This is a genomic window from Pseudomonas baetica (assembly GCF_051216495.1).
GTDB lineage: Bacteria > Pseudomonadota > Gammaproteobacteria > Pseudomonadales > Pseudomonadaceae > Aquipseudomonas > Aquipseudomonas baetica_B.
Genome location: NZ_JBPKAM010000006.1, coordinates 80348 through 106006, shown reverse-complemented (window position 1 = coordinate 106006; position 25659 = coordinate 80348). Strand labels below are relative to the sequence as shown.

Annotated in this window: 22 protein-coding genes and 1 riboswitch; of the genes, 9 read left to right on the top strand and 13 right to left on the bottom strand. The window is 59.6% G+C overall.

All coding sequences use genetic code 11. The features are described 5' to 3' along the window. Positions 1–90: 90 nt before the first annotated feature. The 6 genes from ACSFE6_RS04665 to ACSFE6_RS04640 form a co-directional block, all read right to left on the bottom strand. Positions 91–570, bottom strand: a complete 480-nt coding sequence (locus tag ACSFE6_RS04665) for an Lrp/AsnC family transcriptional regulator (RefSeq protein WP_435426484.1) — start codon at positions 568–570, stop codon at positions 91–93. A 135-nt stretch (positions 571–705) separates the two neighbouring features. Next, positions 706–1707, bottom strand: a complete 1002-nt coding sequence (gene doeB, locus ACSFE6_RS04660) for a N(2)-acetyl-L-2,4-diaminobutanoate deacetylase DoeB (RefSeq protein ID WP_435426483.1) — start codon at positions 1705–1707, stop codon at positions 706–708. A gap of 3 nt (positions 1708–1710) precedes the next feature. Next, positions 1711–2901 carry an ectoine hydrolase DoeA gene (gene doeA, locus ACSFE6_RS04655; protein WP_435426482.1) on the bottom strand — a complete coding sequence of 397 codons (1191 nt, stop codon included), beginning with the start codon at positions 2899–2901 and terminating at the stop codon, positions 1711–1713. A 57-nt stretch (positions 2902–2958) separates the two neighbouring features. Continuing rightward, complete coding sequence (eutC, locus tag ACSFE6_RS04650; protein ID WP_435426481.1) at positions 2959–3951, bottom strand: ectoine utilization protein EutC; 993 nt, start codon at positions 3949–3951, stop codon at positions 2959–2961. A 36-nt stretch (positions 3952–3987) separates the two neighbouring features. Continuing rightward, complete coding sequence (eutB, locus tag ACSFE6_RS04645; protein WP_435426480.1) at positions 3988–4959, bottom strand: hydroxyectoine utilization dehydratase EutB; 972 nt, start codon at positions 4957–4959, stop codon at positions 3988–3990. Between the two features lie 107 nt (positions 4960–5066). Further along, on the bottom strand, positions 5067–6461 hold the full coding sequence (locus ACSFE6_RS04640; protein WP_435426487.1) for a PLP-dependent aminotransferase family protein: 1395 nt from the start codon (positions 6459–6461) through the stop codon (positions 5067–5069). 290 nt (positions 6462–6751) lie between these two features. On the opposite strand from ACSFE6_RS04640, the gene ehuB reads away from it, so the two are divergent. The 4 genes from ehuB (at position 6752) to ehuA (ending at position 9874) form a co-directional block, all read left to right on the top strand. Next, positions 6752–7609: an ectoine/hydroxyectoine ABC transporter substrate-binding protein EhuB gene (gene ehuB / locus ACSFE6_RS04635; RefSeq protein WP_435426479.1), complete on the top strand. Its 858-nt coding sequence runs from the start codon at positions 6752–6754 to the stop codon at positions 7607–7609. 77 nt (positions 7610–7686) lie between these two features. Beyond that, the gene (ehuC, locus tag ACSFE6_RS04630; RefSeq protein WP_435426478.1) at positions 7687–8346 is read left to right on the top strand and encodes an ectoine/hydroxyectoine ABC transporter permease subunit EhuC; all 660 of its coding nucleotides are present in this window, start codon (positions 7687–7689) and stop codon (positions 8344–8346) included. Continuing rightward, positions 8343–8999 (top strand): ectoine/hydroxyectoine ABC transporter permease subunit EhuD, encoded by a 657-nt coding sequence (gene ehuD, locus ACSFE6_RS04625; protein ID WP_435426477.1) that lies wholly within the window; start codon positions 8343–8345, stop codon positions 8997–8999. Before ehuC ends, ehuD begins: the two co-directional genes overlap by 4 nt. Beyond that, on the top strand, positions 8999–9874 hold the full coding sequence (gene ehuA, locus ACSFE6_RS04620; RefSeq protein ID WP_435426476.1) for an ectoine/hydroxyectoine ABC transporter ATP-binding protein EhuA: 876 nt from the start codon (positions 8999–9001) through the stop codon (positions 9872–9874). The genes ehuD and ehuA overlap by 1 nt, the downstream gene beginning before the upstream one ends. Positions 9875–10011: 137 nt before the next feature. Here the strand turns inward: ehuA and ACSFE6_RS04615 are convergent, their stop codons facing one another. The 6 genes from ACSFE6_RS04615 to ACSFE6_RS04590 all read right to left on the bottom strand — a co-directional run bounded on the left by ACSFE6_RS04615 (position 10012) and on the right by ACSFE6_RS04590 (position 19909). Then, positions 10012–10719, bottom strand: coding sequence for an OmpA family protein (locus tag ACSFE6_RS04615; RefSeq protein WP_435426475.1), 708 nt, complete (start codon positions 10717–10719; stop codon positions 10012–10014). Positions 10720–10822: 103 nt separating this feature from the next. Further along, positions 10823–11464: an MBL fold metallo-hydrolase gene (locus tag ACSFE6_RS04610; protein WP_435426474.1), complete on the bottom strand. Its 642-nt coding sequence runs from the start codon at positions 11462–11464 to the stop codon at positions 10823–10825. Positions 11465–11551: 87 nt separating this feature from the next. Then, positions 11552–14290, bottom strand: a complete 2739-nt coding sequence (locus ACSFE6_RS04605; protein WP_435426473.1) for a LuxR C-terminal-related transcriptional regulator — start codon at positions 14288–14290, stop codon at positions 11552–11554. 319 nt (positions 14291–14609) lie between these two features. After that, on the bottom strand, positions 14610–15974 hold the full coding sequence (locus ACSFE6_RS04600) for a DUF1329 domain-containing protein (protein ID WP_435426472.1): 1365 nt from the start codon (positions 15972–15974) through the stop codon (positions 14610–14612). A 28-nt stretch (positions 15975–16002) separates the two neighbouring features. After that, entirely contained in the window at positions 16003–17889 is a 1887-nt protein-coding gene (locus tag ACSFE6_RS04595) for a DUF1302 domain-containing protein (RefSeq protein WP_435426471.1), read from the bottom strand. Between the two features lie 337 nt (positions 17890–18226). Further along, complete coding sequence (locus tag ACSFE6_RS04590; protein ID WP_435426470.1) at positions 18227–19909, bottom strand: fatty acid--CoA ligase; 1683 nt, start codon at positions 19907–19909, stop codon at positions 18227–18229. Positions 19910–20258: 349 nt separating this feature from the next. Between ACSFE6_RS04590 and ACSFE6_RS04585 the strand changes: the two genes are divergently transcribed. Then, positions 20259–21152 carry a glycosyltransferase family 2 protein gene (locus ACSFE6_RS04585; RefSeq protein ID WP_435426469.1) on the top strand — a complete coding sequence of 298 codons (894 nt, stop codon included), beginning with the start codon at positions 20259–20261 and terminating at the stop codon, positions 21150–21152. A 45-nt stretch (positions 21153–21197) separates the two neighbouring features. Then, complete coding sequence (locus tag ACSFE6_RS04580; protein ID WP_435426468.1) at positions 21198–21836, top strand: CatB-related O-acetyltransferase; 639 nt, start codon at positions 21198–21200, stop codon at positions 21834–21836. A gap of 51 nt (positions 21837–21887) precedes the next feature. On the opposite strand, the gene ACSFE6_RS04575 is transcribed toward ACSFE6_RS04580, so the two are convergent. Next, positions 21888–22517: a LysE family translocator gene (locus tag ACSFE6_RS04575; protein ID WP_435426467.1), complete on the bottom strand. Its 630-nt coding sequence runs from the start codon at positions 22515–22517 to the stop codon at positions 21888–21890. A 280-nt stretch (positions 22518–22797) separates the two neighbouring features. On the opposite strand from ACSFE6_RS04575, the gene ACSFE6_RS04570 reads away from it, so the two are divergent. The 3 genes from ACSFE6_RS04570 to ACSFE6_RS04560 all read left to right on the top strand — a co-directional run bounded on the left by ACSFE6_RS04570 (position 22798) and on the right by ACSFE6_RS04560 (position 25633). Further along, entirely contained in the window at positions 22798–23763 is a 966-nt protein-coding gene (locus ACSFE6_RS04570) for a 2-hydroxyacid dehydrogenase (RefSeq protein ID WP_435426466.1), read from the top strand. A 33-nt stretch (positions 23764–23796) separates the two neighbouring features. Then, entirely contained in the window at positions 23797–24795 is a 999-nt protein-coding gene (locus ACSFE6_RS04565; protein ID WP_435426465.1) for a methyltransferase, read from the top strand. Between the two features lie 39 nt (positions 24796–24834). Next, positions 24835–24959: riboswitch (yybP-ykoY riboswitch) on the top strand. A gap of 89 nt (positions 24960–25048) precedes the next feature. Then, the gene (locus ACSFE6_RS04560) at positions 25049–25633 is read left to right on the top strand and encodes a TMEM165/GDT1 family protein (RefSeq protein WP_057398025.1); all 585 of its coding nucleotides are present in this window, start codon (positions 25049–25051) and stop codon (positions 25631–25633) included. The last annotated feature ends 26 nt before the right edge of the window (positions 25634–25659 follow it).

Genomic DNA, 25659 nt, shown 5'->3' with positions numbered 1-25659 from the left:
ATGGCAAACAGCCAAAAAACAGGGAAAACAGGACACCCCTTTCTCCCCCCCCCCCCCCCCCCCACAGTTTGATATGCCGTGATCCGGGAATCAGGACTCCTGCAACAACTCAGCCGGCAAGGCGCCGGCGGTTTTGATGGTTTTGGTAACGATGTAGGTGAAGTAGCGCTCGATGCCCAGGTCATCGAGCAGGAGTTGGTCGATGAAACGCTGGTAGTGGTCGATGTCCGGTGCCTGGATCATCGCCATGTAATCGACGCCACCGCCGGTGGCGTAACAGAAGGCCACTTGTGGCGCGTCATTCATCCGCTGTTCGAAGCGCCGCATATCCTGGGCGGTGTGCCGGGCCAGGGTGATTTCCACCAGCACCTGCTGGCTCTTGAACACTGCCCCCCAATCGATCTGCGCCCGGTAGCCCTTGATCAAGCCGAGGCTTTCGAGTTTGCGAACGCGCTCCCATGCCGGGGTCACCGACAGATTGATCGCCTCGGCCAGGCTCGACTTGGTGATACGCCCGTCTTCAGCGAGGATCCGCAGGATTTTCAGGTCATAGCGATCGAGTTTATGCATGGGCCGAGAAGCTCCTGAAATAGGGGAAAACCTGTGGGAGCGAGCCTGCTCGCGAAAGCGGTGCATCTGGCTCCATCGATGTTGACTGATACACCCTCTTCGCGAGCAGGCTCGCTCCCACAGGAGAGCTTTGTGTTACTGCAAAACGTCGGCGATCACCGCAAGGGTATCGCCGCACCGCACTAATCCCGGAAAGTGCCGCGCCGCCAGCAGGCCGCCGCGCGCCGCGCGATACTCCACCGGGGCGACACCGCTGCGGGTCGTATCGTAGACCCGGGCGATCACTTCGCCCTTGTCCACGGTGTCGCCCAGATCGCGGCACATTTCCAGCAAACCGTCATGCTCACTGGCAATGAAGCAATCACCGTCGGGCATGTCTAGCATGACCGACGGCGCTGTCTGTACCTCACCCTGGAGAATCCCGGCATGCACCAGCAGGTTGCGCACGCCCCGCTCGGCAATCGCCACACTGCGCGCGGTGGACGAGCCGCCACCGCCCAACTCAGTGGTGACGAATACCTTGCCCTGGGACTCGGCAGCGGTGTCATACATCGCCCCGGCATCCAGCTCCAGCATGCGCATACTGTACGGCGCATTGAACGCGCGCATGCCAGCTTCGCAACGCGCCTGCTGCTGCTTGTCCGGCAGCACATGGCAAGCCGCGAACGGCAGAAAGTCCAGGGTGCGCCCGCCGGAATGGATATCCAGCACGATGTCGGCCAGTGGCAGCAAGGTGCGGGTGAAATAGTCGGCGATCTTCTCTGTCACCGTGCCGTCGGGTTTTCCAGGAAAACTACGGTTGAGGTTGCCCTTGTCGATGGGCGACGTGCGCCGACCGGCATGGAACGCAGGCGTGTTCATGAACGGCACGATGATGACCCGCCCGCTAACCTCGGCGGCCGTCAGGCCCTGGGCCAGTTTGCTCAGGGCCACCGGTCCCTCGTATTCGTCACCGTGGTTACCGCCGGTGAGGAGCGCGGTCGGGCCTTCTCCCCGCGCAATGACCGTGACAGGAATCATCACCGCGCCCCAGGCGGAATCGTCCCGGGAATACGGCAGCTTGAGAAAACCGTGCTGCACGCCTTCACGATTTAAATCCACCGTGGCGCTGATCGGGTTAGCAGGCAGATCGCTCATGGTTCAATCCTTCACGAACAGTTGGCGTGGCACGTTGCACAGCGTTTCCACGCCGTTGTCGGTGATCAAAATGCTTTCGGTGATTTCCAGCCCCCAATCGTCCATCCACAGGCCCGGCATGAAGTGGAACGTCATGCCCGGTTGCAACACACTGGTGTCGCCGGGACGCAGGCTCATGGTGCGCTCGCCCCAGTCCGGCGGATAACTGATCCCGATCGGGTAGCCGCAACGACTGTCCTTGTGAATGCCGAACTTCTCCAGCACCTTGAAAAACGCCACGGCAATATCACCGGTGGTGTTGCCAGGCCTGGCCGCTTCCAGTCCGGCCTCGATGCCTTCGACCACGGCTTTTTCGCCATCGAGAAAATGCTGTGGCGGTTTGCCCAGATAGACTGTGCGCGACAACGGGCAGTGATAGCGCTTGTAGCAACCGGCGATCTCGAAGAAGGTGCCGGCGCCCTTTTCGAACGGCGTATCGTCCCAGGTCAGGTGTGGCGCGCTGGCATCGGCACCGGTGGGCAGCAACGGCACGATGGCCGGATAATCGCCGCCATGGCCGTCGGCCCCCAGAATGCCGCTGCTGTAGATCTCGGCCACCAGCTCGTTTTTGCGCATGCCCGGTTCGATCCGTTCGAGAATCCGCCCGTGCATGTTTTCCACGATACGTGCGGCGATGCGCATGTAGGCGATTTCCTGCGGTGACTTGACCGCCCGCTGCCAGTTCACCAGCCCGACCGCGTCGATCAGCCGGGCCTTTGGCAGGTTTTTCTGCAGCGACAAATAGGCGGCGGCGCTGAAGTAATAGTTATCCATCTCCACGCCGATGGTCAGTGCGTCCCAGCCCCTGGCACCGATCACTTCCCGCGACAGGTAATCCATGGGATGACGTTCCCGGGACTGCACGTAGATGTCCGGGTAGCCAACGATGTTCTCCTGCTGCATGAACACCGTGCGCTTGGCACCGTTGGCGTCCTGGCCGCGACCGAACCAGATTGGTTCGCCATCCAGGGCTAGCAGCACGCATTGGTGAACGTAAAACGACCAACCGTCGTAACCGGTCAGCCAGGCCATGTTCGACGGATCGGTGACCAGCAGCAACTCGATGCCCTGGGCCTGCATGGCCACTCGCACCTTGGCCAGGCGCTGGGCGTATTCCTCTCGCGTAAACGGAAGATTGACGACTATCTGAGACATGCACATGCCCTCTCTGAGATGAAGCCGGATAAATGACGCGCGGATGAAAAAAATCGGTTAGCTGGCGAACTGAAAACCCTTGCCGGCCGAACGCGCACGCTCGAACGCGAGATTGGCCATGGCTGTGTCCTGGGCACCGGTCCCTGTGAGGTCGCACAGGGTGACCTGCGTAGCGTCCGTGCGACCGGGTCGCTGACCGGCCAATACCTGGCCCAGTTCGGCGAAATTCGACTCGTCGCGAACGACGCCGGCCACGAGGGCGTGATGCAACTCGCCGAGGATACGGGTCTGGCTCAGGCGATCCGCCACGTAGCGGTCGACCTGCGCCAGCGCCTGTGGGGAAATTTCGTTCTTGTGCTCGGCGTCCGAGCCCATGGCGGTGATGTGCAGGCCGGGGTGCAAATGGCGCACATCGATCAGGGGCTCACGACTGGGCGTGCAAGTGATGGCGATATCGACTTCGGCCATGGCCTCATCGATGCTGTCGCAGGGTTTGACGGCAAGACCGCTATCGCGCGCCAGTTCCACACTAAAGGCTTGAGCCTTGGCCGAGTCCCGTGCCCAGACCCGCACGCTGTCGATCGGCCGCACCAGGCGCAGGGCCTGCAACTGCAGTGCTGCCTGCTCACCGGCGCCGATCAGCGCCACGCTGCGGCTGTCGGATCGTGACAATGCCCGTGCCGCCACGGCCCCGGCGGCCGCCGTACGCACCGCCGTCAGGTAGCCATTATCCAAGAGCAAGGCATCGAGCAGACCGGTGCGCGCCGACAGCAGCATCATCATGCCGTTGAGGCTGGGCAGACCGAGTTTAGGATTGTCGAAAAAACCCGGGCTGACCTTGATCGCAAAGCGCGCAAGGCCTGGCAGGTAGGCGGTCTTCACGTCCACTTCGCCGTTGTGCTCAGGAATGTCCAGGCGCAGGATCGGCGGCATCGCCACGGCAGCGGTGGCCAGCAATACGAAGGCTTGCTGGATGGCTTCGATGCTGGGCAAATCCAGCGCCACACAGGCGCGCAGATCAGCTTCGCTCAACAAGGTGATTTCACTCATTAACGCGGCGCTCCTTTGGGTCGTTATTGTCGGGTTTCACGCATCAAGGCCGGTCAGCACACGCAGATGCTGATCGATGTCGACGTTGCGCCCGCTGACCACCACCACAATCGGGCCACGAGGCTCGATCAAGCCATCGAGCAGCGCGGCGATCCCCACGGCGGCCGCGCCTTCCAGGACCTGGCGTTCTTCGCGGTAGGCATGACGGATGGCGTTGGCGATGGAGGCTTCGCTGAGCAGGTGCAAGTGATCGCAGGTGTCGCGGGTCATGCTGAAGGTGTAACGGTTATCCAGGCCGATACCACCGCCGAGGGAGTCGGCAAGGGTCGACAGCTCTTCGACTTCCACTGGGTGGCCCGCGGCGAGGCTGGCGTGCATTGCCGCGCCACGCTGCATGCTGATGCCGTGCGTGACGATGCGCGGGTTGACCGTTTTCAGCGCCAGTGCCACACCGGCAAACAGACCGCCACCGGACAACGGCACCAGCACCTGGGCGACGTCCGGCTGTTGTTCAAGGATCTCCAATCCCAGCGTGCCCTGCCCGGCAATGATTGCCGGGTGATCGAACGGCGGAAGCAGGACCGCGCCCTGCTCAACGGCAATCCGCTCGGCTTCGCGCTGGGCGTCATCCTGGGATTGGCCAACGATGCACACTTGAGCGCCAAGGTCGCGAATCGCCTGCACCTTGTTTCCCGGGACCAACTGCGACAGACAGATCGTCGCCTTCACGCCTTGTCGGGAAGCGGCATACGCCAGCGCCCGCCCATGATTGCCAGTGGACGCTGCGACGACACCCAAGGCCTTTTGTTCGGCGGTGAGTTGCGCCACGGCATTGCTCGCACCGCGCAACTTGAAGCTGCCGGTGATCTGCTGGGATTCGAGCTTGAGGTAGACAGGCACGCCCAACAATCGGGACAGACTGGACGATTGTTCCATGGGCGTGCGCCGCACCAGCCGTTCGATACGCTGGCGGGCGAGGTAGACATCGTTGAGCTGAAGCACTGTCATGACCGCATCCCGATGAGGTATTGGGCGCAGTCTAAGAGGACAGGATTGTCACTCTGAATGTACTAGGGCAATTTAGTCGACAATTTTTTCGACGTCTTTTTCTCCGCTCAAAAGTCGTGGATTTGCGGGTACTGGCTGAAGATTTCGCGCATGCCGATCAAGGCCTCGCGCATTTCATCATCGCTGCATTCGGCCCCGACACACACACGCACCGCCCGTGGCTTGGGCGTACCGCGGACAGTGAACGGGTCGGGGGATGTCACCGCGATGTGTTTGTGGCGCAACGTGCGCACCAGGCCGTCAACTTCCCAATGGGCCGGAATGCCGATCCAGGCGTTGAGCGAATGAGGATGCTGCGCCAGCACGTACTCCTCCAGATACTCAGTGACCATCGCCTGTCGCCCGGCTAACAATTGGCGTTGCAAACCCACCAACGCATCGGCGCGCCCGTCACGAATCCAGCGTGCGGCAATTTCCGAAACCATGGGCGTGGCCATCCAGCTGTTGACCCGCAAAATGCTTTCGGTACGCAGCGCCAGACGCTTGGGTACCACCAGATACCCCACTCGCAAACCGGTGAGCACCGACTTGGTCATGCTGGTGCAATAGAACGAAAGCTCCGGCAGGTAATGGCTGATCGGCGGTGCGCGGTGCTCGTCGAGCAGGGGACCGTACACGTCGTCTTCGATGATGTGTACGCCAAAACGCCGGGCGATTTCGGCAATCTCCCGCCGTCGGCTGTCCGGCATTAGGCTGGTGGTCGGGTTGTTCAGGTTCGGTGTGCAGACCAGCGCCGTGATGCGCTCGTTGCTGCACATGTCTTCAAAATGTTCCGGGTCAATGCCATAGCGATCCATCTCCAGCCCCTTGAGGGTAAAACCCAGGACCTGGGAGTTGCCGATAACGCCGTGGTCGGTGAGCCCCTCACAAAGCACCACATCATCGGGGCCGGCCAGTGATGCCAGGGCGAGGAAGATGCCGTGGGCAGCTCCATTGGTAATCAGGATATCGTCGCGCTCGACTTTCAACCCCTGGCGCCTGATCCAGTGCATCGCTGCTTCACGGTGAGTTTCGAAACCGGCAATCGGGCGGAAGGCGTGAATCCACGGTTGATCCTCTTCGATGCTCAACTCGCGGCAGGTGTCCCGCCAGAACTGGTCGTGCTCGCGGGTGTGCAGGATCCGCGTGATGGAAAAATCCACCAGCGCCCGTTCAGGGCTATCGAGAATGTAAGTGGCTACGCGGTCACTCATGCGCCGCGAGACAAAACTGCCGCGCCCCACTTCGCAACGCACCAGCCCCTGGCGCTCCAGCTCCTTATAAGCATTGGTGACGGTTTGCACACTGATACCCATGGCATCGGCGACATTGCGTTGCGGTGGCAGGCGCTGGTCGTTGGCCAACACACCCTGCTCGATGTCGTCGGCGATTGCCTGGACGAGGATCTTGTATTTCGATTCGCCGCTGCGGGCGATTTCCAGTGCTGCTTTCCACTTGTCCATCGGCGTCGAACCCGCGTGTTTGCCAGTGCCGACAGCATCCCGCGAGAACTGGCGCAAATCAATTGTCCTAGTGCAATGCAATGTAGTGCAGGGCTTTTGTATGCTCGGTCCAAGGTCGATGTACAGGCGACAGAACTCGCCGCCAACAACAACCAATCGATCTGTACTTGAACTGTATCTGCACGCCTGGGTTCAACAGGTATCAGCGCTCGTACGCTTTGCTCTTGTCACACTGCCTCCTAACACAGAGCCGTCAACGACGGGTCCACAAGAAACAGGAGATTTTATCGATGAGCAATTCCCTTCTCCGCAGTTCACATGCTTTACGTCATCTGTTCGTGGCTTGCGCGATATTCGGCCTGACCGCCGGCGCCCACGCCGCCACGACGCTGGAAACCATCACGAAAAACAGCAATATCCGTATCGGTTACGCCAACGAAACCCCGTTTGCCTTTACCGAAACCGACGGTCGCGTGACCGGTGAATCGCCGGAAATCGCCAAAGTCATTTTCGCCAAAATGGGCATCAAGCAAGTCGACGGCATTTTGACCGAGTGGGGCTCGTTGATCCCGGGCTTGCGCGCCGGGCGTTTTGATGTCATCGCCGCCGGCATGTACATCACCCCCGAACGCTGCAAGCAGGTGATCTTCACCGATCCACAGTACCAACTGCCCGACGCCCTCCTCACCGCCAAAGGCAACCCGAAAAATCTTCACAGCTATGAAGACATCGCCAAAAACCCGGATGTGAAACTGGCGATCATGGCCGGTACGGTCAACCTGAAATACGCACGGGATTCGGGCGTGAAAGATGCGCAGATCCTTCAGGTGCCGGACACCACCGCCCAGTTGCAAGCCGTGCGCGCCGGTCGCGCCGATGCCGCCGTGGGCACTCAGCTGACCATGAAAGGCCTGGCCGCCAAGGGCGGCGAGAAGGTCGAAGCGGTCACCGAATTCAAGGACGACCCGTCGCATACCGGCTACGGTGCCCTTGCCTTCCGCCCGGAAGATAAGGATTTGCGCGATGCGGTCAACGCCGAACTGAAAAAGTGGCTGGGCTCCGAAGAGCACCTCAAGACGGTCGCCCCGTTCGGCTTCGACAAATCCAACGTGACAAGCAAAACGGCTGCCGAGCTCTGCGCTCAATAGTCGAAGCAGGCATGGCGCTTTGGCGCGATGCCTATTTCCCTGCTTAAACCGGATGTTGAACCGTGCAGGTGTGAACAATGGGTGAATTACTTCCGCTATTGATACAAGGCGCCTGGGTCACGCTCCAGGTGACCTTCTTCGGCTCGCTGCTGGCGATTGTCGCGGCGATACTCGCAGCCCTCGGGCGCATGTCGCACTGGCGGCTGCTGAGCTGGTTCTCGGTCGCCTACATCGAAGTGTTTCGCGGCACCTCGTTGCTGGTGCAACTGTTCTGGCTGTTTTTCGTACTACCGCTGCCGCCGTTCAATCTGGAACTGAGCCCCTATGCCGTAGCGATTGTCGGGCTCGGACTGCACATCGGCGCGTACGGCGCTGAAGTGATGCGCGGTGCGATCAGCTCCGTGGCCAAGGGTCAGTACGAAGCGGCGACGGCACTCAACTTCAGCGGCTACAAGCGTTTTCGCCGGATCATCCTGCCCCAGGCGCTGTTGGCAGCCATTCCACCTGGCACGAATCTGCTGATCGAGCTGTTGAAAAATACCTCGCTGGTATCGCTGATTACCTTGTCCGACTTGAGTTTTCGAGCCCGGCAACTGGATCAGGCTACGTTCCAAACCCTGGAAATTTTCAGCCTGGCGCTGGTGATGTATTTCATCCTGGCCCAGACGATCAACCTCGGCATGCGAAGCATTGAGCGTCGCCTGGCGCGCGGCCGGATGCGTGGAGGCCTGTCATGACCCTGTTCGACTGGACATATGCCTGGCAGATCCTCCCCGATCTGCTGCGCGCCTCGCTCAACACCGTGGGCATTACCCTGATCGGTTTTCTGATCGCCATCGTGCTGGGACTATTTCTCGCCATTGGCCGTCGCAGCCGCCATTACTGGCTGTCGTGGCCGATCGCCGGAACGATCGAGTTCATCCGCAGCACGCCGCTGCTGATCCAGGTGTACTTCCTCTACTACGTACTGCCCAACTACGGGGTGAGCATGACCGCCATGCAAGTGGGGATCGTCGGGATCGGCGTGCACTACGCCTGCTACATCGCCGAGGTCTACCGCGGCGGGCTGGACGCTGTGCCACGGGCGCAGTGGGAAGCCGTCACCGCGCTGAACATCGCGCCGTACAGTGCCTACCGCAACATCATCCTGCCCCAGGCCCTGCGGCCGATCCTGCCACCGCTGGGCAACTATCTGGTGGCAATGCTCAAGGACACGCCGGTGCTGTCGGCCATTACCGTGGTGGAAATCATGCAACAGGCCAAGAACATCGGCTCCGAGAATTTCCGCTACCTGGAGCCGATCACCATGGTCGGTCTGTTTTTCCTCGCCCTGAGCATCGCCCTGGCTTATCTGGTACGGCGCCTCGAATTGCGCCTGGAGCTACGCTAATGACTTCTCCACTCTCGACTTCCAACGACCTTTCCCGGCGCGGCAACCTGACTCCGCTGCATCCGCAGGAGGCCACGGCCATGCATCAACCGAAAGCGCTCAAGCCGATCGTCAGTTTCCAGGACGTTACCAAAAGCTATGGCAATTTCACGGTGCTCGATCACTTGAATCTGGATGTCACGCCGGGCGAGAAAGTCGCGATCATCGGACCCAGCGGCTCGGGGAAATCCACGTTGTTGCGGGTGCTGATGACGCTCGAAGGCATCGATGACGGCGTGATCCGAATCGAAGACGATCTGCTGACCCATATGCCCAATCGCAACGGCGTGCTGGTGCCGGCCAATGACCGGCATATCCGTCGCGTGCGCGGCAAGATCGGCATGGTGTTCCAGAGTTTCAACCTGTTTCCGCACATGACCGCCTTGCAAAACGTCATTGAGGCGCCGGTGCAGGTGCTGGGCATGAAGCCCGCAGAAGCCCGCGAGCGTGCGGCAGAACTGCTGGAGCTGGTCGGACTGGGCAGCAAGCTGGGGCATTACCCTTCGCAGTTGTCCGGTGGTCAGCAGCAACGGGTGGCGATTGCCCGGGCCTTGGCGATGCGACCCAAAGTCATGCTGTTCGACGAAGTGACCTCGGCGCTCGACCCGGAACTATGCGGCGAAGTGCTTAATGTCATCCGCAAGCTCGGTGCCGAGCATAACCTGACGATGCTGATGGTGACGCACCAGATGGGCTTTGCCCGGGAGTTCGCCGATCGGGTGTGCTTCTTCTACAAGGGGCAGATCCACGAACAAGGTACCCCGGCGCAGATCTTCGAGCATCCACAACAGGAGCGTACCTGTGCGTTTCTCAGTGCGGTGAAAGAGGCCAATTAAAGGAGTGATGAATGCCTTGTGGCGAGGGGGTATTCCCCTCGCCACAAGGCCAGTACAGGCCAAACAAAAAAATGCCCGATCTTCAAATCGGGCATTTTTCATTGGGGCAGCCGTTATGGGTATTGCTGAACGTTGCCTTACTGCTGAACACCATACTCCTGGCCTGGAATCGCCTTAAGGTTGACCTCGACACGACGGTTCTGTGCGCGACCATTAACATCAGCGTTGCTGGCAACCGGGCTATCCGGACCAGCACCGCGAGCGCTCAGATTGGCACCGCTAACGCCTTGCGAGGTCAGGTAAGTTGCAACACTCTCGGCCCGACGCTGGGACAGGTCCATGTTGTGCTGACGGCTACCAGTGCTGTCGGTGTAGCCGACGATCTCGATCTGGTTCTGGTTGAACTCTTTCAGCGAACCCGCCAGGTTATTCAGCGGTTGGTAGAAGCTGGAAGCGATATTCGCCGAATCGGTGGCAAACGTGATGTTGCCCGGCATGATCAGCTTGATCTGGTCGCCCTGGCGCTGCACTTCAACACCAGTGTTGGCCATGCTGGCACGCAGCTTTTTCTCCTGCTGATCCGCGTAATAGCCGTAACCGGCGGCGGAAGCACCGACCACTGCAGCACCGATCAGCGCACCCTTGCCACGGTTATCGTGGTTGATGGCAGCGCCGGCCAGCGCACCGGCCAGCGCGCCGAGACCACCGTATTTCGCGGTCTTGCTCATGCCTTGCGAGCCGCCCTCAGCCTGTCCCTGACTTCCGTCATAAGGGTTAGGCGATGCACAACCGGACAACAGCGCCACGGCAGTAGCAACAATAATCAAACGACGGGTGGTGAACATGAAGAGCTCCTACTTTTTACATTCTGTGGTGCAACGCACGTAAGCATCGTACCTTTGCGGGTGTTGGATCGTTTCGGCTGGCGAAAATTCCACTTGTTACAAATCACGCACGAACAAAGGGATTTTCACGCATTTCATCCCCCAGGCGTGTGTCGGGACCATGCCCGGCCACCACCGTCGCCTCCTCATCGAGGGTATACAGGCGCTGTTTGATCGAACGCACGATAGTCGCTTGATCGCCTCCCCACAAATCCGTGCGCCCTACCCCGCGACGAAACAGGGTGTCACCGGCGATCAACAACCTGGCCTCTGAAAACCAGAAGCTCATGGAACCTGGCGTATGCCCCGGCGTGTGCAACGCCACACCGCAACCGCAAGCCAGCTCTTCATCGTCGGCCAGCCAGCGATCCGGCGACGGCACCGGCGTATAGGGAACACCGAACATCTGGCACTGCATCTCCAGATTATCCCAAAGGAATTGATCTTCTTTGTGCAGGTGCAAGGTGGCGCCGGTTTTTTCCTTCAACTGACCGGATGCCAGAAAGTGGTCGAGGTGCGCATGGGTGTGAATGATGCTGACCACCTTCAGGCCCAGAGCATCGAGACGTGCAAGGATCTGCTCATGATTGCCGCCCGGATCGACCACAATCGCCTTTTTGGTGATCGGATCGCCGATGATCGTGCAGTTGCACTGCAACGGGCCGACGGGGAAGGTTTCACGAATAAGGGCGGGTTTCTGGGACATCAGGGCCTGCTCGATAAAGGAGAACGAGCGATTTTCGCACAATTGAGTATCCCGTTATTTGCCCGGATATGTAACGTGAAGATTTCCTTAACCTAACACCCCTAATTCCTTCGCCCGTGCCACCGCCTGCGTACGCCTTTCGACCCCTAGCTTGCTGTTGATATGACTGGCGTGGGTTTTAACGGTGTGCAGGGAGATGAACAACTGATCACTTATTTCCTGATTCGAGCAGCCTTGGGCAATCAGGCGCAGGACGGCCAACTCACGTGAACTGAGTTGCTCGGTAGCGGGAACAGGCTCCAGCGCCAGCCGCGGCGATTGTACCGGGAGCTTTTCTGCAAGGTCCTGAGACACAGTCGTCTGCGCACCGCTTTGCAGCTGGCCGCGAAGCCAATCCGGATGCTCGGCCAACAACCCTTCAAACGGTTGCAGCACGCCGCCGGCAGCGGCATCCAGCGCCTGGCTCAGGGCCTTGCGAGCTTCGGGTTCGCGCCCGTTGCCCAACAACAACGAGACCTTTTGCGTCAGTGCCATCGCACTGAGCATCTGTCGACCGCTTTGCTGGCCGTGTTCGAGCAACGCATTCAAACGCCCCTCGGCCAGCATCGGTTGGTCCTGAATGACTTCCAGCATGGCTTGTTGCAATTCAATGTGCAGAGGGAGTTGCGGATGGAATTCCGGCGGAGCTGCCGGCTTTTCGCCGTTATAGGTCTGCCCCAGTCGTGCCAGCCAGGCTTCCGCCAGATCGATACGACCCTGAGCCAGCCAGAGCTCGCATTTGACCAAGGTGATCATCGCCAGATAGTAAATGGGCGGCACGTCCCAGATATGCATCAGACGTTCGGCTTCGGCCAGCTCGGCAAAGGCCTTGGCGAATTCCCCGCTGCTGCCTTCAAGCCGGGCGATCACGCAATGGCCGATCAATACGCTGATGTCGCGACACGCTCGCGCTTCGCTCAATCCAGCCTGCAAGCGCACCCGCGCCGCCTGCGGTTGCAGACGCAGCGCCAGCAGAAAACCTTCATACAACGTCAGTCGCGCACGTACGGCATAGAGCCGCTGCGGTGACAGCCCTTGCAGGCGTTGCAGTCCCTGCCGGACTTCATCCAGTGAGCGCAGGATTTCCCCTCGGGCTTGCAACACGCGAGCGCGGTCATAGTGAGCCAGTGCTTCGAACAGCGGGTTGCCGACTCGTTGTGCCAATTCCAGGGAGTCACGGTTCAATCCTCGCGCACGCCACAAATCACCATCGGCAATGGCCAGGTTGGACAAGGTCGACAGGCACATCAATCGCTGGCCGTATCGCTTGCACGGCAGACTTGCCAGCGCTTCGCTGCAATAACGCAGCGTAAGTTCGCGGTTACCGCGCCCGCGAGCAATGATCCCGCTCAAGGCCAGCCATTGCGCCAGCATCGATTTCTGCGCAGTGGCTGACGGGGCCGGCAGGAAACGGCTCAAATGACTGGCCAGTTCCTCGGCGGCATCGAGCTGACAGGCCAACCCCAGCGCCCAACTGTAGAGCACGATCAGCCGTGGTGTGCTGATCAGCAGGCTGTCGGGCAAGTCCATTTTCCAGCGCAGCAACATGCCGACATTCTGCTCGGCCAGCAATTGTTCTTCCGACAGGTTTTGCACCAGGTTTGCCGCGACGTCCAGGTGCCCGGCACGCAACGCCTGCTCCACCGCTTCATCGAGCAACCCCTGGGCATTGAACCAGCGACAGGCGCGCAGGTGCAGACTGGCGGCCGGGACCATCGACTGGGCGACAGGTCGCGAACGCAGCAAGTCGGAAAACAGATGGTGGTAGCGATACCAGTGACCATGCTCGTCCAGCGGCACCAGGAATACCTGGTGTGCCGCCAGAAAACGCAGGATTTCGGCACTGTCATGGGCGTCGCGAACGGCATCGCACAGTTCGCTGCAGAAGCGCTCTTGGGGTGCCGTGTCGTAGAGAAACGCCTGGACCTCGGCGGGCAGGCAATCGATCACTTCTTCAAGCAGGTAATCGCGGATCAGGCCTTCCCCGCCGTGGAGCGCCTGGGGCAAAGCTCCATCGCTGCCCGCCTCCGACGCTGCCAACAGCCAGAAGCGCAGCCCCGCCACCCAACCTTCACTGCGCTGGATCAGATTTTCCAGCGCCTCGCCGCGCAAAGAGCTGCTGTGCCGATCGAGCAGGCTCAAGGCCTCATCGTGGGTCAGGCGCAGGTCCTGCTCGTGCAATTCCAGCAGTTGCCGCGACAGCCGCAGTCGTGCCAGATGCCAGTCGGGACGCTGCCGACTGGTGACCATCACCAACAAACCATCAGGAAGGTGATTGAGGAAGAATTGCAGGCAACGGTCGAGAACCGGCCCCTGGGCCAGATGATAGTCATCGAGCACCAACAGCAGTGGTGTTGCGGTCGACAGGTGCACGGCAAGCTCGTCGAGCAAGCCATCCAACCATTCTTCGAAGGCAAACGGTTGGTGGCGCTGACGCATCTTCAGCAGCCCGAGGGACTGCCTGCCCAGCTGCGGAAAATAGTCCTGAAGGCCTTCGAGCAAACGTTCGAGGAATCGACCCGGATCGCTGTCCCGCGGACTCAATCCCAGCCACAGGCTTTGCCAATGCGCCGGCAACGACTGGCAGAACTCCACCGCCAACGAACTCTTACCGAACCCCGCCGGTGCACTGACCAACAGCAACCTGCCACCAAGCCCCGCACTCAAGCGCTCGCACAGTCGCGGGCGCAGCACATGGCCGTCAGGCAATGGCGGTCGGAAAAAGCGCCCATCCAGCGCGGCGACGGCGACGCTTGCAGGACCTGGTGGTGGGGACAGATCAGTCATGGCCGGCTCTTGTTTGAAATACGGGTGGCGGCGTTGCAGATGTCCGCAGACTAGCGGTAAACGAGAAGGGAATGAAGGTAATTGCTACAAATGGCTACAAAAAGTCTACGAACCATCGCTTAGGCAAAAATTACTCGTACTACCTGTGGGAGCGAGCCTGCTCGCGAAGAAACCGAGAGCTGCGCGGGGAATCAGGCTTCACGCGTTATCGTTGACGACCTTCGCGAGCAGGCTCGCTCCCACAGAGAGGCAGTTTCAAAAAAAACGCCCCGAACCAGTCGGGGCGTTTTTTCGAGGATGCGGCCTCGGCTTGCAGCGCTTAGCGAATACCATCCTGACGCAAGGCGTTCGGGGTGAAGTCCGCGGTGGTGGCGGTGAAGCCGAAGTCATACGCCGACTTCTCTTCGTTCTTCATGCCCAGTGCCAGGTAGCGGCCCGATTGCAGGTCGTACAGGGTTTCCAGGGTGTACCACGGCACCTGGACGTTGTAGTAGTTCTGGGAGTGAGCTTCCGCTACACGCCAGAGCTGATTACGGCCGTCGTAGTGGTCGATCACCGCTGCTTGCCAGGTGTCTTCATCGATGTAGAAGTCACGCTTGGCATAGATGTGGCGCTGGCCTTCCTTCAGGGTTGCTACCACATGCCACACTCGACGCAGCTCGTAGCGAGCCAGGTCCTGGTTGATGTGGCCGGCCTTGATGATGTCGGCGTACTTGAGCTTCGGATCGTCGAGCTTGTAGCTGTCGGAGGCGATGTACATCTCTTTCTTGCCTTCGAGTTTCCAGTCGTAGCGATCCGGCGCACCGTTGTACATGTCGAGGTTGTCGGAAGTACGCAGACCATCGGCGGCCGTACCTGGACCGTCATAGGACACTTGCGGCGCACGACGCACGCGACGCTGACCGGCGTTGTAAACCCACGCCGAGCGCGGTTCCGCTACCTGGTCGAGAGTTTCGTGCACCAGCAATACACCACCGGCCAGACGGGCCGGCGCGGTCACCTTCTGCTTGAAATAGAACAGAATGTTGCCCGGGTTGGCCGGATCGTAGTCCTTCATCTTGTCGCGGAACACGAATTGATCCTGGAAATACACCAGGCTGAACGAGCCGTTCGCCTGTGGCGTGGCCTGGGTCACCAGGCGGGTCACGCTGCCACCGCGATAGCGGGTGATGTGGTTCCAGATAACCTCGACGCCACTTTTTGGAATCGGAAACGGTACGGCGGTCTCGAAGTTTTTCAGCCCGTTGCCACCGGAGACCAGCTCGGTGTTGGTGGCGTTTTTCTTGATGGCGGCGAACACGTCATCCGGCACGGTAGCACCGCGATGGGACGGGTAAACCGGCATCTTGAAGGTTTCCGGGTAGCGCTTGAACATCGCGTACTGCCCTGGGGCGAGCTTGTCCTTGTACTGGTCGACGTTCTGCGCCGTGATGGTGAACAGCGGCTTTTCACTGGCGTACGGGTCGGACAGGAAGCCCTTGCTGTCAACCGTACCGGCGTTTTTCGGCATCGGTTTCCAGGCCGGGATCGAACCGTCGGCGTTACCCGCTGCCTCGGCACCCATCGGGGTCAGGCTCTTGCCCAGTTTATCCGCTTCGGCGGCCGGGACCGCTGCCATCACGCTGGTCGCCAGCAGGGAAAGCCCCAGGACACCGGCGTGGAACAGACTTTTTGTAATTTTCATGTGTGTACTCGTCCTGAAAATACAGTGCTTAGAAGTTCACGCCGAAGCTGAGCGCAACGAAGTCGCGGTCATCCACGGTGGTGTACTTGCCGTCGAAGAAGTTGGTGTATGCCAGGCTCGCGGTGTAGGTGTTCTGGTATTCGGCATCGACACCCAGGCTGACCGCTTTACGGCCTTCCTCAAAGTTGCCGCCAGGGCCAGGCGAGTAACCTTCCACATCGTGGGACCAGGCCACGTTAGGCTTGAGGTTCACACCGGCGAATACGTCGTTGTATTCCCAGATCGCACGGCCGCGATAGCCCCACGAAGTCGCCGTGGTGAAGCCTTCGTCGTTGCAATTGCGGCTGAGGTTGTTGGTTGGCGTACCCGGACCGGCGCCGTTGATGGTGCTTTGGTTGAGTGCGATACAGGTGTTCTGGCCACCGGTAGCCGGCAACTCGCCAGGACCGTAGACCGGGTCACGACCGTAACGGACGTCGGATGTGCTTTCGAGACCACCGACGTGGGTCACGCCCACTTCGCCCACCAGGGTCAGACGGCTGGCGCCCATGACCTGGTCGAAGAAGTGCGTCAGGGTGGTCTGGAACTGGGTGATTTCCTTGCGGCGATAACCGTGCAGGTCCGAGCCTGGTGGGGCGGAGAGCAACGAAGCGTTGGTCAGTGCACCGCCCAAAGGACGTACGCCGGCGAACAGAATATCGGTGGTGTTAAGTTGAACCGGTGCGTTCGGACGGTAACTGATCTCACCGCTCCACGCCGTACCTGTCGGCAGGGTGGTGGAGAAGCTCAAGCCATAGAGGCGGATATCTTCCGGATACTCGATGAAGTAGCTCGAGTTACCGGCGACGATCAATGGCGCCAATGCGCGCAATTGTGCCGGCAGGGCGGCGACCCGGCCGAAGGTCGCTGCAGAAGCTCCCGTGGCGCTGAAGATCGGTGCGCGGCTGTGGTAGTTCATGAAGTAGGCACCGAACTCGGTGTCCAGCGGATCGAACATGTACTTGAGGGACGCGCCCCACTGGCCGCCGTCCCGCGCATCGCGGTCCGGACCACGGCGCACCAGCACGCCTTCGTTGTTGGCGTCCACACCCAACGCAGTCAGCGTCGGCAGTGCGGCGGCAGGGATCGTCGAGCGGCTGTTCAGCACCCGCAGGTTGTTGTCGCAACCATCGGCAACAATGTCAGGCTGGGAGAAAAAGGTGCCGCAGTTGTCGACAACGGTCTGGTCCCATTCGATCTGATAGAAAGCGTCGGCCGACAGATTGTCGGTGAGACTCTGGGACACGTAGAACATGTTGACCGGGATCAGGCCTTCCTTGATCTCGGCGCCTGGGCGACGGAACGCGGAAACGTCGATCGGGTTGATCGAGTTGATGCCGCTACCGATGAAAGTACTTTCACCCCAGCTAACGACTTGTTTGCCCAGGCGGACGGAACCCGGCTGATCGGCAATGGAATAGTTGTGATAGACGAAGGCATCGAGGATCTGACCGCCGGCGGATTTGGCGCCTTCCTTGCGGTTATCGTCGCTGATGTCCTTGAACGGACGGCTTTCGTCCTTGAGTTCGAAGTCGTACCAGTATTTGCCACGGACGAACATGCCGGTGTCGCCGTATTTCAACTCGAGGTCATGAATGCCCTTGAAGATCTTCGAGAATGTTTCACCGCTCTTGAAGTTCAGGTGACCGTCATCGGAAGTCTGGGACAGGCCACGGCCGCCGTTGTTGACACCGATGAGGTTCTTGTTGGCGCTTTCGGTAGACCAACTGGCACCGATCGACAGGGATGAGTCGAACTGACCTTCGATTTCACCAACGTTGAAACTGACGCCGAATGCAGGCCCGGCGAGCGTGGAGGCAAGACTGACGGCCAGAGGCAGTTTCGCCCGGCGCCAGAACTGGTTTACTGATGTCATCGACGCTACTCCATGTGCATTTTATTGTTATGGCAGTGAGCACTTTTAAAAACGCTTGGATAACAGGGAGCCAAGGCTTCCCAAAGTCATTCCAAAGTTGCATCGCCCCGGTTTGTGCGTTTGCCCCGTTCTTAAAAATCCTTGAGCGGACTATAGCCAGCAGGTAGTAGTGCTTGATCCCTCTAAAGTGTGATTTGCACCTGCCAGGCACTCTGGAACAGTCCTTTGCCAGGCCGACGCCCGTCGGCCCGGCAAGCATGGCTGAAAATTCTGATTTGACAAGCCAAGCGCTTGCTTGGTGGGGCTGGCGTGCCTTTTCGGGCACGCCAAAGGGAGGTTAAAGCGTCGAAAGGAAAGTGCTGTTTGTAGCTTGCCACTCGGTGATGTCGAGACGAATTTTCTTCTTGTCGAGTTTGCCGACACTGGTCTTGGGAATTTCAGTAACAAGGGCGATCTGGCTCGGGATCGCCCACTTGCTCAGGTGCCCCAACTCCACGAATGGCTTGAGGTGTTCCTTGAGCTCTTTGGCCCCGATCTGATGGCCTTCACGCAACACCAGCAAAGCAAACGGACGCTCGCCCCACTGTGGATCGGCGATCCCCACCACTGCTACTTCGCGTACCGCCGCATGGCGACTGATCAGGTCTTCGAGGTCCAGGGAGGAGATCCACTCGCCACCGGTCTTGATCACGTCCTTGATCCGGTCGCGAATGTCGATCACGCCCATGCTGTCGAGCGTTGCCACGTCACCGGTGTGCAACCAGCCGCCGGCCCAGAGCTCGGCGCCTTTCTGCGGTTCGTTGAAATAGCCTTCGGTCAACCATGGCGCACGTAGAACCAGTTCGCCCTGGGTCTCGCCATCCGCAGGGAGAAAGTTGCCTTCGGTGTCGACGATGGCCGCTTCCACCAGCGGCCCCGGCACACCGGCCTTGATCCGGTAGGTGGTGCGTTCATCTTCGGTGCCGGCCATCAGCTCATCGTTGAGGTGCGCACACGACACCAGCGGTCCGGTTTCCGACATGCCATAAGCCGCGGTCAACTGAATGCCTTTGGCCTTGGCCGCTTCGTACAGTGTGCGATTGAGCGCACTGCCACCGATCACGATTTTCCAGCCGCCGAAGTCCGTGCCTTGCGCCGCCTTGGCGTTGAGGACCATTTGCAGGATGGTCGGTACGCAGTGTGAAAAAGAGACCTTCTCCTTGCGCCACAACTGCACCAGAAGCTCCGGATCGTAGCGGCCGGGATAAACCTGCTTGAGCCCGAGCATGGTCGCCACGTATGGCAACCCCCAGGCATGCACGTGGAACATCGGGGTAATCGGCATATAGACGTCGTTGGTGCCCAGCAGGCGCACGCTGTCGATCGCGCCCATGATGGTCGACACACCCATGGTGTGCAGGACCAATTGCCGATGGGTGAAATACACGCCCTTGGGGTTACCGGTGGTACCCGTGGTGTAGAAGGTGGTCGCGACCGAATTTTCGTCGAAATCCTGGAAGTCATACTGCGGGCTCGCGGCTGCCAGCAGTTGCTCGTACTCGCCGACAAGATTCGGCAGGTCGGCGGTCTTTTCCGGCAGGTCGGTCAGCAGCAGGGTTTTCTCGACGGTGGTCAGGTGCCCGGCAATCGCGTTGTACAACCCCACGAACTCGCTGTTGACCAGCACGAAGCGGTCCACGGCGTGATTCATGGTGTAGAGGATCTGTTCCGGCGACAGGCGCACGTTGATGGTGTGGATCACCGCGCCGATCATTGGAATGGCAAACATGCATTCCAGGTAGCGATGACTGTCCCAATCCATGACCGCGACGGTATCACCGGGTTTGACCCCGGCCGCCGTCAGCACGTTGGCCAGCCGAGCGACCCGCTCGATCAGGGTCGGATAGCTATAGCGCAACTGGTCGCGATAAACGATCTCGCGGGTTTTCTCATAACGCGTACCGGACATCAAAAGCCGTTTGATCAGCAGCGGATACTGGTAAGCGCCTTCGGCTGGGGGGATAACGCGTGTCTGCAACATAAGAATCCCTTTTCTGACTGCACGGTCGTGACTGAAAGTAAGTGCACTTTAGTGCGCCTTTTCGCCAGCCAAATCAGCCAAAGGAATGATTTGCTAAGCCGCAAGGATGCTAGCGTTGCGCCATCAATTCGTGCCTTACCTCAAGCCCGGCTCCCACTGAAAACGTTACATTTTTGTTGACGCAATGCTTGTTCTCTGGCAAATGACGGGCGAGCATGCACGTTCGTACCATTATTGATACGAAATGCCGACCGATGCATGAGTCAATTGCTGCCAAGCCTGCTACACGGATTTCCAGGTGGGAGCTTTACCATCAAACCTACGTTGTCAAAACGGTATTGGTATAACAATGAGCACTGAAGCGACCAACCCCCTGGTTTGCGCCACGACACCCCCCCCCTTGGTTTCTATCGTGGCGCCTTGCTACAACGCGGAAAAGTATCTGGAACAAGCTATCCATAGCATCTTCGGACAGGACTATCCGAACTTTGAAGTGATCATTGTCGACGACGGATCCAGCGACAACAGCGTCGCAATGCTCAAGCAACTACAGAAAACCTATGACTTCCAGTTGTACACGCAGCCGAACCAAGGTGTGAGCGCGGCGCTCAATCACGGCTTGCGCTACGCCAAGGGTGAATACGTCTCGACGCCCGATCTGGACGACATCATGTTGCCGGATTCCCTGCGCATTCGAACCGATTACCTGAATAAACATCCGAACGTCGGTTGTGTAGGTGCGCTGATCACCTACATGGACAGCGATGGCAACACCCTCAAGCAGCAACGGCGCGACCATACCCGCACCTACAACTTCGATCAAATTCTCAGCCATGCCGTCGTGATCGGTGCCCCTGTGGCGCTCTATCGCATGAGTGCAATGCGCAGCGCCGGTTTCTATGCCCCTCAGCTGCGAGTCCAGGACTTCCAGATGACCTTGCGGATCGCCCGCTCGGGTTATGAGATCCATGAATTGCCGGTCTGCGTAACCCGTTACCGCCGACATGCCAACAATCTATCGAAAAAATACAAGGTACTGCTGCAGGCAGACCTTGAGGCGATCGAACCCTACCTGAGTCATCCCGCTTACCAGAACGCCCGTACCCATCTGGTTAACAAGGCCCTCAAATACGCGGTGGTCGAAGACAAGAAAGAGGCTTGGAAGCTGTTGCGCTCCATTCCTTTGCGACACATGAATCGAACCAGCTTCAAGCGTTTGAAGCGACTGGTGCTGCATCGTTAAACACTCGCTATCAGCTACGAACCTTCCTGCTTCCAGGCCTTTCCAATGAAATTTCTCGAAAAACTCAAAGAACGAAAAACCAGAAAACACTTGAAACGCCTGGAAAAACTGCAAAGGGCACCGGAGAAAATCCGCTTGCGCTACCCGCGACATGAAGTCGGCGTGGGCACCTACGGCATCCCGGAAGTCATGGATTTCGGCGACGATACGATTCTGAAAGTCGGCTCATACACCTCGATTGCCGAAGGCGTGAAGATTCTGTTGGGTGGCGGCCATCGCACCGACTGGGTCAGCACCTACCCTTTTCCCTTGATGATTGACGAAGCCCAGGACATTCCCGGTAGCAACCCGACCAAGGGCGATGTCGTGATCGGCAGCGATTGCTGGATCTGCGCCAATGTCATGATCCTGTCCGGCGTGACCATTGGTCATGGCGCAGTGGTGGCGGCAGGCGCTGTAGTGACCCGTGACGTCGAACCCTACGCTATCGTGGGCGGCAACCCCTGCCGACAAATCCGCTGGCGATTTGAGGAAGACGTGCGCACTCAATTACTCGCATCCGCGTGGTGGGACTGGCCCATGGAGGACGTCAAAGCTGCGTCGCGGATGCTGAGCAGCAGCGATTTGGAAGGTTTTCTGGAATACGCCCGCCAACGCCAGTCGTCGACCGTCGACGCCTGCTAACCCCCAAGTTTTGGCCGCGGCGGGTCGTGTCGCGACCAGCGCTGAAAAGACTCAGCGCATCTCGGTAAACGCAAGCTTCACGCCGATGGCGATCAGTACCGCGCCCATGGTCCGGTCGAACCAGTGCCCCATGCGGGCGAAACCCGCGCGCACGCGCTGCTGGCTGAACAGCATGGCCACCAGGCAGAACCAGGTCGCCGTCGCCGCTGCGAGGTAAATCCCGTAACCGGCCTGCACCGCCAGCGGTGTATGAGGGTTGATCACCACGGTGAAGAGCGACAGGAAGAACAACGTGGCCTTCGGGTTGAGACCATTGGTCACGAAACCTGAAGTGAAGGCACCCCGCGCCGTGCGCTCGCCGGCCTCCTTGTGCAGATCATCTGCCACAGCCTTGGCCGGTTGCGCCCGCAGCGCCTTGTAACCGATGTACAGCAGATAAGCGGCAGCGGCCCATTTCAACGCGTTGAACAGCACGATCGACTGGGACACGATCAAACCAATACCCAATAGCGAATAGCCCACGTGCAGGAAAATCGCCGTGCCGACGCCTAACGCCGTCCAGGTGCCGGCGCGACGACCGTGGGTCACGCTTTCACGTACCACCACGGCAAAGTCCGGGCCGGGACTGGCCACGGCCAGCAGGTGAATCAGGGCAACGGTCAAGAACTCGGTCCAGTACATGAGGGCTCCTATGGGACTGGATGATCAAATGAGTTTTCAGAATAAACACCACGTGTGGCGAGGGAGCTTGCTCCCGTTCGGCTGCGAAGCAGCCGTAAACCAGTAGCCGCGGTTTACCTGTTAAAACTCGGTTGCCTGTATTGGGGCCGCTACGCAGCCCAGCGGGAGCAAGCTCCCTCGCCACAGGTTTTGTGAGCGTTTCAGCAGCACGTAACTATTTATTTCATCTGGTAGGCTGGGCAGATTACGCCTTCAGTTCATTGCACAAAAGGTACAGTTGATGACGAACATTCGCCGCGCCGTTTTCCTCGATCACCCGTCCCTGGACTTGGGCGATCTCGACCTCAGCCCGTTGCGCGGGTGCTTCAGCGAGTTGCAATTGTTCGCCCAGACGCTGCCTGATCAAGTGATCGAACACCTCAAGGGCGCCACGGTCGCCATCACCAACAAGATCGTGATCGATGCGGCAACCATCGCCGCCAGCCCCGAGTTGAAACTGATCCTGATCACCGCCACCGGCACCAATAACGTCGACCTCGTTGCAGCCCGCGCCCACGGAATTACCGTGTGCAATTGCCAGGGTTACGGCACGCCGTCCGTGGCGCAGCACACGATCATGTTGTTGCTCAACCTGGCAACACGCCTGGCGGATTATCAGAAAGCCGTCGGCGAAGGACGCTGGCAACAGGCCAAGCAGTTTTGCCTGCTGGACTACCCGATCGTCGAACTGGAAGGCAAAACCCTCGGCCTGCTCGGTCATGGCGAACTGGGCGGCGCGGTCGCGCGACTGGCCGAAGCCTTCGGCATGCGCGTACTACTGGGCCAGATTCCGGGACGCCCTGCCCGGCCAGACCGTTTGCCACTGGACGAGTTACTCCCGCAGATCGACGCGCTGACCCTGCACTGTCCGCTCAACGAGCACACCCGGCATTTCATCGGCGCCCGTGAATTGGCCTCGATGAAGCCCGGTGCGTTTGTGGTCAACACTGCCCGTGGCGGCCTGATCGATGAGCAAGCGCTGGCCGACGCTCTACGCAATGGTCATCTGGGCGGCGCCGCCACCGATGTGTTGAGTATGGAGCCCCCCGTCAACGGCAACCCGCTGCTGGCCCACGACGTCCCACGGTTGATCGTCACTCCCCACAACGCCTGGGGCAGTCGCGAAGCCCGGCAGCGAATCGTTGGGCAGGTGACTGAAAACGCCCTGGGATACTTCAGCGGTAAGGCGCTGCGGGTCGTCAGTTGATAAACTGCGGCACTTTTTTTCACAGGAGCAGTTATGGATCCGCGCAGTGAAGTACTGCTTCGTCAGGCTGAGTTATTCCAGGGTTCGGTGCTGCTGGCCGGCTTGCCCGCCGACGATCTGCTCGGCCGCCTACCCGCCGCGCGCGGCTGGTGCTGGCATGCCGGCGATCAAGCGGCGCTGGAGGCACGCTTTGCCGGCCGCTGCGATTTTGGCGTGAACGCACCTGAGTTCCCGTTCGAATCCGCCGTGGTGTTTCTGCCCAAATCCAGGGATCTGACCGATTACATCCTCAACGCCGTGGCTTCGCGCCTTGAAGGTCGCGAGGTGTATCTTGTCGGGGAAAAACGCAGTGGCATCGAAGGCGCGGCCAAGCAACTGAACCCGTTTGGCAAACCGCGAAAGCTCGACAGCGCGCGGCATTGCCAGCTCTGGCAAGTTACCGTGGCCAACGCGCCGCAAGCCAAATCACTGGAAAGTCTGGCCCAGGAATACGAGCTGCCGCTGGCCGAAGGTCCGTTAAAAGTCATCAGCCTGCCGGGCGTGTTCAGCCATGGTCGACTGGATCGCGGTACGGCCCTGTTGTTGGAGCATCTGGACAAACTGCCGAGTGGCCATCTGCTGGACTTCGGTTGTGGCGCTGGGGTATTGGGGGCTGCGGTAAAACGTCGCTACCCGGACAATCAGGTCACAATGCTGGATGTCGATGCCTTCGCCGCCGCCAGCAGCCGTATGACCCTGGCGGCCAATGGTCTGGAAGCCGAGGTGATGACCGGTGACGGTATCGATGCGGCCCCGATGGGTTTGAATGCAATCTTGAGCAACCCACCGTTCCATACCGGGGTTCACACCGATTACCAAGCCACGGAAAACTTGCTGCGAAAAGCGGCAAAACATCTGAAAAGCGGTGGCGAACTTCGCCTGGTCGCCAACAGCTTCCTGAAGTATCAGCCGTTGATCGAAGAGCACCTGGGCCCCTGCGCAATCAAGGCCGAAGGACAAGGCTTTCGTATCTATCGGGCCAAACGCGCGTAGAAATTTGTGCTTGCACGATGGGTTTTGCCTAGGCAGAATCCGCTCCGTCCTAGGGGAGTAGTCTCCCGCGAGCGCCATGCTCGCCCGGCATGCGTCAACATACTTGGTCCTCAGACCATGGCGCATGCGACCCAAGCGTCCGCATCAGACGGATCGCCGGGTTTGACAAGACCTATGACACGAACACCTTACCCGGGGCGGGGAGGCTGTACGTGTCATAGCCGTGTCGACCCGCCCCTTAGGAAAAACCCTGATGCTGGATTCATTACTCGTTCCTACCGCAATCGTTGCCTTGGCCGAAATCGGCGACAAGACGCAACTGCTCGCGCTCATCCTCGCGGCCCGCTTCCGCAAACCCTGGCCGATCATTGCCGGTATCGTTGCCGCAACCCTGGCCAACCACGCGGCAGCCGGTGCGGTAGGCGCCTGGGTTGGCAGCTTCTTCTCGGACACCTTGCTGCACTGGATCCTCGCGGCGAGCTTCGCAGCGACCGCCCTGTGGACCCTCGTGCCGGACAAGATGGATGACGACGAAGCCAGCACCGCCCGCAAGTTCGGGCCATTCCTGACCACGCTGATTGCATTCTTCCTGGCAGAAATCGGCGACAAGACCCAGATCGCAACCGTGATGCTGGCAGCGCAGTATCCGGAATTGTGGTTGGTGATCATTGGCACCACCGCCGGGATGTTGATTGCCAACGTACCGGTGGTTCTGGCGGGTAACTTTGCCGCGGATAAATTGCCACTGACGCTGATTCGTCGACTGGCAGCGTCGGCGTTCTTCATCCTGGCGATCGTTGCGGTGTACAAGGCGATGCAGAGCAGTGGGTGGGTTTGACGTGGTAGGTCGCTAGTCCGCGTTAT